This window comes from Acetobacter okinawensis (assembly GCF_002153655.1).
GTDB lineage: Bacteria > Pseudomonadota > Alphaproteobacteria > Acetobacterales > Acetobacteraceae > Acetobacter > Acetobacter okinawensis_A.
In genome coordinates this window covers 1-284 of the sequence record NZ_JOPJ01000049.1, presented here as the reverse complement: position 1 = coordinate 284, position 284 = coordinate 1, and the positions used below count along the sequence as shown (strand labels likewise).

General features: G+C 58.8%; 1 protein-coding gene. It reads right to left on the bottom strand.

Features of this window, described 5'->3' with window-relative positions:
* A partial coding sequence (locus HK26_RS11805; protein ID WP_143296358.1) for a phage tail length tape measure family protein occupies positions 1-284 on the bottom strand: 284 nt, incomplete at both ends.

Genomic DNA, 284 nt, shown 5'->3' with positions numbered 1-284 from the left:
GCCTCATTCCCGGCCTGCTGCATGTGCTGGACCATAAGAACGAACCCGGCATTGAACCCCGGCATACCGTTCTGGCCAAAGTCCTGCGCTGCTTTGGCCGGGTCTTTGATGGCCTCTGCCATGGTTTTGGCTGCTGCTGGAACAGTATCGCCCATAACAGCGGCAAGGTTGCGGGCATCGGATGTCAGCCGGTCAATCTGGCTGCTGTCCACGGTCGGCACGGATACAATGGTCTGCACAACCGTGCGGCTGTCATCCAGTGACAGATCCGAGTTGCCTTTCAG